Below are 6544 nucleotides of genomic sequence, written 5' to 3'. Positions count from 1 at the left end.
TGATTTCTAATACCCTTAATATTGTAGAAGCTTTGGGAGGCGATTATAAAGCATTTCTTTACGTGGGCAATTATTGTTTACGGTGGTGTTCGTCTTTGGTCTTTTTTCTTTGGTGGGGGGGGGTTTTGTGGTGCGGTTTGCGGGGGGGGGGGGGGGTTTTGTTGTACCGTTATGGGTGGGGAGGGCGGGTTTTGTTGTTCATTTATCGGTGGGGAGGGCGGGTTTTGTTGTTCCGTTATCGGTGGGTAGCTGAATTTAGTCCCTAAACCCGCCCCTACAATTGTCCCTAAACCCGCCCCTACAAATGACCAATGACAAATGACCAATGACAAATGACAAATGACCAATGACAAATGACAAATTCTAACGCCGTCTCCTTCCCGTCGAACGCTGACGGCTGCCAGAATTGCTACCAAAACCACCGGAACGATTCCTGCGCGTCGAATCAGATTTATTAGAAGGGCGCAAATTACTAGATCCGAAACCTGAACCTGTCGCCCGATTACCTGTTTGGCGATTTTTGTCAGCCGTTGCAGATGTATCAGATGAGCGTCTTAATTGACCTGTACTGCGGAAGGCTTGACGATTTTTTACCGCAGGTGGTGGTTGATTATGACGGGCTTGATATCGGTCTACCGCTTGGGAGTAGGTGCTTCCATATCCACCATATCCAGTCATTATCCCACCCGGTTGATAAACAGGGGGTACATAATAGCTGGGTCGAAATAATAAACTCCCCAAGGCTTGACCCGCCATAGCGCCTGCAAATGGTGTCCAGAAACTGGATTCCCGCCGCACAATTACGGTTTCCGGTTGACCCGTTTGAGTATTCGTTTGGGTTTGGGTAACGTTATGGACATATTCAATCCGAAAGTCCTCACTCAAGTACATATCGGCTTGACCATTTTCGATCTGCAAATAAGCCTTTTTACCCGCCGCTATTTCCTCATCGGTTAGACGGGCTAATCGCAAATCTGGACTACGAAAAACAGGGGGTGTACCGGCTGGCGTATTCAGCAACATCAGGTTATATTCACCACTGACATCATCGTAAGTGGCTTGTTGAACCGGATATTTCCCATTACTAAACTGCTGGGCATTTGAGGTAACATTGACCGTCTTATTTGGAGTTTTGTTGACGGAAGCCGAACCACAAGCTAGGGTGGTTAGACACAATGACAAAGACATGAAAATGATGATAAATTTTCGCAGCATATCAGAAAATTATTGAATTGGGTGATTCATTAGCAACTGTGAACAGATTAATCTGAAATAATAGTATCATTGGTGGTACTATTACACCTTAGCGTAATTACCCCAGTTGATTAGATATTCCGGAAAAGTAATTGAGCCTTTGATTCAGCTTATCCCAGGGGCTGATAAAATAACAGAATGCAACAGATTACAGGGACAACTAAACTCTTGGGCTTAATTGGTCATCCGGTGGAGCATTCTCTATCACCAATTATGCACAATCGCGCGATCGCACAGTTGGGTGTGGATTATGTCTATCTCCCTCTACCTGTTAAACCGGAGGATTTAGATGTCGCCGTGGCGGGGTTGGCGGCGATGGGTTTGCAAGGCTTTAATATTACGATTCCCCATAAGCAAGCCATTATCCCCCTGTTATCGGAGGTATCCGATATCGCCCAACTCGTGGGTGCGGTGAACACCGTTTGGCGTACTGATAAAGGGTGGAGTGGGACAAATACCGATGTCTTAGGGTTTATTGCACCCTTGAACCAATATCAGCGAGATTGGCATCAAACCAAGGCGGTAGTATTAGGCTATGGCGGTGCAGCACGCGCTGTTGTCGTGGGTTGTATGCAGTTGGGTTGTCCTGAGATTTGGGTTGTGGGTCGTAATCCCGATAAGTTAAGTCAGTTTCAGCAAAGTTGGGCAAATACTCCCTTATATCCAATTCTACAGGCTTATCCCTGGGAGGAAATGCCACAATTACTACCACAAGCCGATTTACTGGTGAATACAACGCCTGTGGGGATGTCTCCTCATGTGGAGCAATCTCCTGTAGATGAACAGACAATGCAAGGATTACCCAAAGGCGCGATCGCGTATGATTTAATTTACACCCCCAATCCCACAAAATTTCTGCAACAAGCCAAACAACAAGGCGCGATTCCCATTGACGGCTTGGAAATGTTAGTGCAACAAGGTGCAGCCGCCTTAGAAATTTGGTTAAAACAAACACCACCCATTGAGATCATGCGAGAATCCCTGCAACAAATTTTTTCCTCGTAGGGGTGAAGTAGGGGTGAAGCATTTGGGAAATTAACTGTTGACACCAACGGCAAACGCCTCTACCCATATTTCACCCAATCCCCAGAATTAACATTTTTTCTGATTTTATCCTTAATTAAATTAAAGGCGGTTAAGCCAGGGGGGATGATGGTTGTCAAGGGGAAGGGTTTCTATCATGATCGATTAATTAAAGGCTTAATTTTTTCAGCAACGACTGATGCGCCAGCTTGTTTTTCCGGTTGGCGAGTATACCAATAAGCCCAGGCAATTAACACGGCTTGAAAAGGTAGCCGAATCCAATAAAACAATTGACTGTGGGGAATTCCTTCAATCTTGATGTTATGCAGTGTCATGTAGATATTGGCAGGAAACACTGCAATAAACAGAGCAATCAATCCCCAAGCGGCGGCGACGCTGACAAATGGAATCATTAAGCCAATACCGCCGAGAATCTCGAAGAACCCGCTCACGTAGACAGACGTCAAGGGGGGAAAGGGTGGGGGAACGATGCGGGCATATTGCTCAGGTTTCAGGAAATGGGTGATACCGACGATGATGGTACATACAGCAAGAACACCCCGAAGGATTTCTTTGCGGCGATAACTGTTGTCTGGTGCTTGAGACATAAGGAATAGAGGAAACTCACGATCACAGGATAGAGGCTGAGTCGCGATCGCGCGTCTATCGGGAGTTAGCTATTATTGGAGAGTAAGGGTAAGATCCTATAATTCCCAAATAACTCTCGTTAGCGAGATACGGCTCTATCCAAAATCATTTTCAGATCAGCCGGACTTCTTGATATGTCATGTTGCCAATAACCAAAGCCTCCATGCTGGTTAACAGCTTGAATCCACTGCTCTAGAAATCCACGCTTGACTTCATCTTTCTGAGTGATGTTACCCTTAGTTTCGATAATTAAAAAACTACCCGTTTTTAAGCGAATAATGAAATCAGGTCGATATTTGCGGATAACCCCTTCAAATATGTAGAAAATATCAAAACCTAGGTGGTCATTTTTGACCCAAGCGTCTACATGAGAATTTCGATCTAGCTCGAATGCTTCACTAGCTTCCCAGGTGCTATCAAAAGTGCAGCAGTTGATATGAGACTTCCGAGTATACTCACAGGGCTTGCCTGTGTACCAAGTTCGCATATCAGCCGTAGATCGGATGGGATTCTCCTGATCGAAAACTGGAACAATTTTCTCTGTGTTTTCATAATATATTGCACTCCAGATATGTTGGACAATTTTTCTTAAGTTAAGAGTGATAATGAGGCGACGCTTAATTTCATCTTGATTTAAAGGTGGAGGATAAATTTTAATTCGATCCGAGTGGATAAACTGCTCGACCAACTGAATTAATCGGGCAAGCAGGTATTCCTTACTACCCTTCCAATCAGGTTTCATCTGATCGAAAACATCCCTGGCTGCCTCAAAGGTATTTGTTTGCATCCGGCGATATCGACCCAAATCTTCTAGGTTAATTTCCTTAATCTTGGTCACATCAGGCTTGCCATCTACCAGAGGAGCTAATTCTGCCAAAGTACTTACATCAAATGCATCTAATTCAAGAGACTCTACCCGCCTCATATCAAGTTTTAGTTCTGGCTTATAGACGTAATCAATCCGAATGATGTTTGGAAAGCTAATCTCAAACTGTTGTTTTTCAGGAACGGGTTTGATTTCTGTTTTGGGAGAAGGAGGAGGTGGTGGAGTACCGTCATTTGATTCATGGGGGAGGAATGTAAACGGTACACCAAAAATGTTGACGTATTCAGGTTCAAGTAAGTTTGTGTCCGGATTAATTTCATAAGTTGTTCTTCGTAAACCCCTACCGACAACCTGTTCACACAGGAGCTGGCTGCTAAAGGCACGAATACCCATAATGTGGGTCACAGTTTTGGCATCCCATCCTTCAGAAAGCATGCCAACAGAGATAACGTTCTGGATTTGTTCACCCGGTTTGCCCACTTGTCCTACTGTATCAACAGTTTGCCGCAACAACTCGGCTTGTTCTTTTTTGGAGAGTTGGCGGATGGGTTCATCATCTGTGATCTCATCTTCACTGGTATCTTGAATAGGCTCTCGCAGTTCAATGTTATCTTCTTGGGACTCTGCTATTCCTAGAACTTTAGAATCGATATGCAGGGTTCGTTCGGGAATACAGAGTTCTTCGATATGAATTTTTTTGTGGTCAAAGGCGTACTTAATTCGCGCCGCCGTTTCAGTGCGATTAGCCACAGAAATCATGACTGGCGGAACTTGATGTTTTGCTTGTTTCCAAGCTTTGGCAGTTTCTAACCAATCTTGTCCCAAAAGGTAGTAACCGTTATTCAGTAGATCGGGAAGAGACTCATTGGACTTCGCCCTGCGGTTAACATCATCCTTAACCTCAGAGTCTGTGTAAAGGTGATAGAGGCGAGATTTATAGTCTTTGTTTAGTTTGCCATCATCTCGAATGACCACACGAGGCGTTTTTACTAGACCCGATTCGATTGCATCATTCAATCCAAAGTCACTCACAATCCAACTGAAAAGGGCTTCTTCCGAGCTTTTTTTGCCAGAGGGAGCAAAAGGAGTGGCAGAAAAATCAAAGCAACTTAGAATACTTCTGCTGGAATGAATCCGATCTAGTCCGCCAACCCATTTTGTTGCTTCTTCGAGTTCATCTTTTCTGACCCCTTTCACTTTAGATTCAGCGGGAATGCGCCATGCGTGATGAGCTTCATCGTTGATAACAATAATGTTCTTAGCATTTTTCAGTTCACCTAGCACTTCCTGGGCATAGGCTTCATTACTTTTAGCGCCACGCTTATCTACACTCTTCTTTTTGGCTATCTGTTCTTCGGTTTCCCAGTTAAGGGCGTGCCAGTTACGAATCAAAATTTTGCCCTGGCGCAGTTTATCAAATAAACCAAGAGGAACGATGTTAAAAATTTCGTAGTAGTTATTTTCAGCAGAAGGAATCAAAACCTGCAGGCGGTTTTTGACGGTTAGCCCGGGCGCAACGACAAAGATGAATTTAGAAAAGCGAGTATCTTGGGGATAGGTGGCTTTGTTAATAATCTGCCAAGCTATCAGCATTGCCATCACAATCGTTTTGCCAGAACCCGTCGCCATTTTGCAGCAGAGGCGTTTGAACTCTCCACCATCGGACGGAATGTCTATCCCGACTCGATGAGCTGGGGGTGATTCAGTCAGCCAGATTAGTGTTTCAATGGCTTCTAATTGGCAAAAGAAGAAAGGGTAGTCTCGCTCTTCTGGGTTGTACCAGTATTCTAATAGGCGTTTAGTGATGCCTGTAACACCAGGATAACCCTCCTCACGCCATGCTTTGACGCGATCGCGGATTTGGTTGACCAGGGGGATTTCAACGAATTCGCCAGGATCATCGAAGGATTGGGAGCTTTCTGAAGCAATGATGTAGCCTGCGGGTCTTCTACCTGGGACACGGCTAAAGAGGCGAGTTTGGCGATCGTATTTCCAATACTCTTTCGGCTCTTCATAGGGAGAGTTTATAATAAGTTGGTCAATTTTGTTTTTAGACATCATCGATATCTCCCTTAATTCGAGTTATGTCAAGAGCGGTAAAGGTAAATCTCATGGGCTTGCAACGAGGTAAGAATGTCCGTTGCTTCATGATCGAGGTTTATCCTGATTTCTTCCTTGATCCGTTCAATTCTACTGGGTAGGTTCGGGGCATCACTTTTTAGTTTACTATGTTTTTGCCGTCTCTTTCTTTTGTTTTTATCAGATCGGTTCCTTTTGCTGTCACCTCTTTTTTTCTGATCGTCTGAGAGGGTATAATCACTATCATTTGTCACTAAGTCACATAAGCTAAGCGCTGCTGTATGCACAAAGATACAGTCTGTGGTTTCTGGTTGATTATCATCATTCAGAATTATGGTTTTGAGGGCTTTATCTAAGGGTAAGTTAATTTCGGTATCAACATAATGATGGTCATTGAAAAGGAGCCAGTATCTCAAAATTTGGATTTCATCTCTTTCATCGTCAGACTGGCTAATTCTTGAATTCAATCTATGCTTGTATTCATTCTTAATCCGTTTGCCCTGATCAAGGCAGAGCCTGTAATCTTGTTTCTGTAAAAACTTGAGTAGTCGATTAATATGTTTTTCTTCGGTTTTGGCTTGCCAGTTACCCAAAACTATATTTTTGGGTTCATAGAGTAGATGCTCAAATATATTAGTATCAATCACAATTAGAGATGATTTATTATTTTCTGACATGGCTAAAACGAACTTTGAATTCTAACCCATCTATTGA

Annotated in this window: 5 protein-coding genes; 1 reads left to right on the top strand and 4 read right to left on the bottom strand. The window is 43.8% G+C overall.

Translation table 11 applies throughout. From position 1 onward, the window contains the following. Positions 1-363: 363 nt before the first annotated feature. A complete protein-coding gene (locus RIM23_RS07020; protein WP_446365676.1) occupies positions 364-1215 on the bottom strand; it encodes a hypothetical protein in 852 nt (283 codons plus the stop codon). A 177-nt stretch (positions 1216-1392) separates the two neighbouring features. Here RIM23_RS07020 and RIM23_RS07015 point away from each other — a divergent pair, with 177 nt between their 5' ends. After that, positions 1393-2259: a shikimate dehydrogenase gene (locus RIM23_RS07015; protein WP_446365674.1), complete on the top strand. Its 867-nt coding sequence runs from the start codon at positions 1393-1395 to the stop codon at positions 2257-2259. Positions 2260-2432: 173 nt separating this feature from the next. On the opposite strand, the gene RIM23_RS07010 is transcribed toward RIM23_RS07015, so the two are convergent. The 3 genes from RIM23_RS07010 to RIM23_RS07000 all read right to left on the bottom strand — a co-directional run bounded on the left by RIM23_RS07010 (position 2433) and on the right by RIM23_RS07000 (position 6507). Next, positions 2433-2885, bottom strand: a complete 453-nt coding sequence (locus RIM23_RS07010; protein WP_446365672.1) for a DoxX family protein — start codon at positions 2883-2885, stop codon at positions 2433-2435. Positions 2886-3004: 119 nt separating this feature from the next. Beyond that, on the bottom strand, positions 3005-5809 hold the full coding sequence (locus RIM23_RS07005) for a BPTD_3080 family restriction endonuclease (RefSeq protein WP_446365682.1): 2805 nt from the start codon (positions 5807-5809) through the stop codon (positions 3005-3007). A 29-nt stretch (positions 5810-5838) separates the two neighbouring features. Next, complete coding sequence (locus tag RIM23_RS07000) at positions 5839-6507, bottom strand: hypothetical protein (protein ID WP_446365670.1); 669 nt, start codon at positions 6505-6507, stop codon at positions 5839-5841. Positions 6508-6544 lie beyond the last annotated feature (37 nt).

This window comes from Coleofasciculus sp. G3-WIS-01 (assembly GCF_040223135.1).
In the GTDB taxonomy this organism is placed as follows: Bacteria; Cyanobacteriota; Cyanobacteriia; order Cyanobacteriales; family Coleofasciculaceae; genus Coleofasciculus.
Note: the sequence above shows the minus strand (reverse complement) of the source record. Positions and strands in the feature narration are given on the sequence as shown.

Excerpts from the sequence above, each read along its gene's own strand:
- RIM23_RS07005 (WP_446365682.1), bottom strand. The coding sequence starts at position 5,809 with ATGTCTAAAAACAAAATTGACCAACTTATTATAAACTCTCCCTATGAA.
- RIM23_RS07010 (WP_446365672.1), bottom strand. The coding sequence starts at position 2,885 with ATGTCTCAAGCACCAGACAACAGTTATCGCCGCAAAGAAATCCTTCGG.
- RIM23_RS07020 (WP_446365676.1), bottom strand. The coding sequence starts at position 1,215 with ATGCTGCGAAAATTTATCATCATTTTCATGTCTTTGTCATTGTGTCTA.
- RIM23_RS07000 (WP_446365670.1), bottom strand. The coding sequence starts at position 6,507 with ATGTCAGAAAATAATAAATCATCTCTAATTGTGATTGATACTAATATA.
- RIM23_RS07015 (WP_446365674.1), top strand. The coding sequence starts at position 1,393 with ATGCAACAGATTACAGGGACAACTAAACTCTTGGGCTTAATTGGTCAT.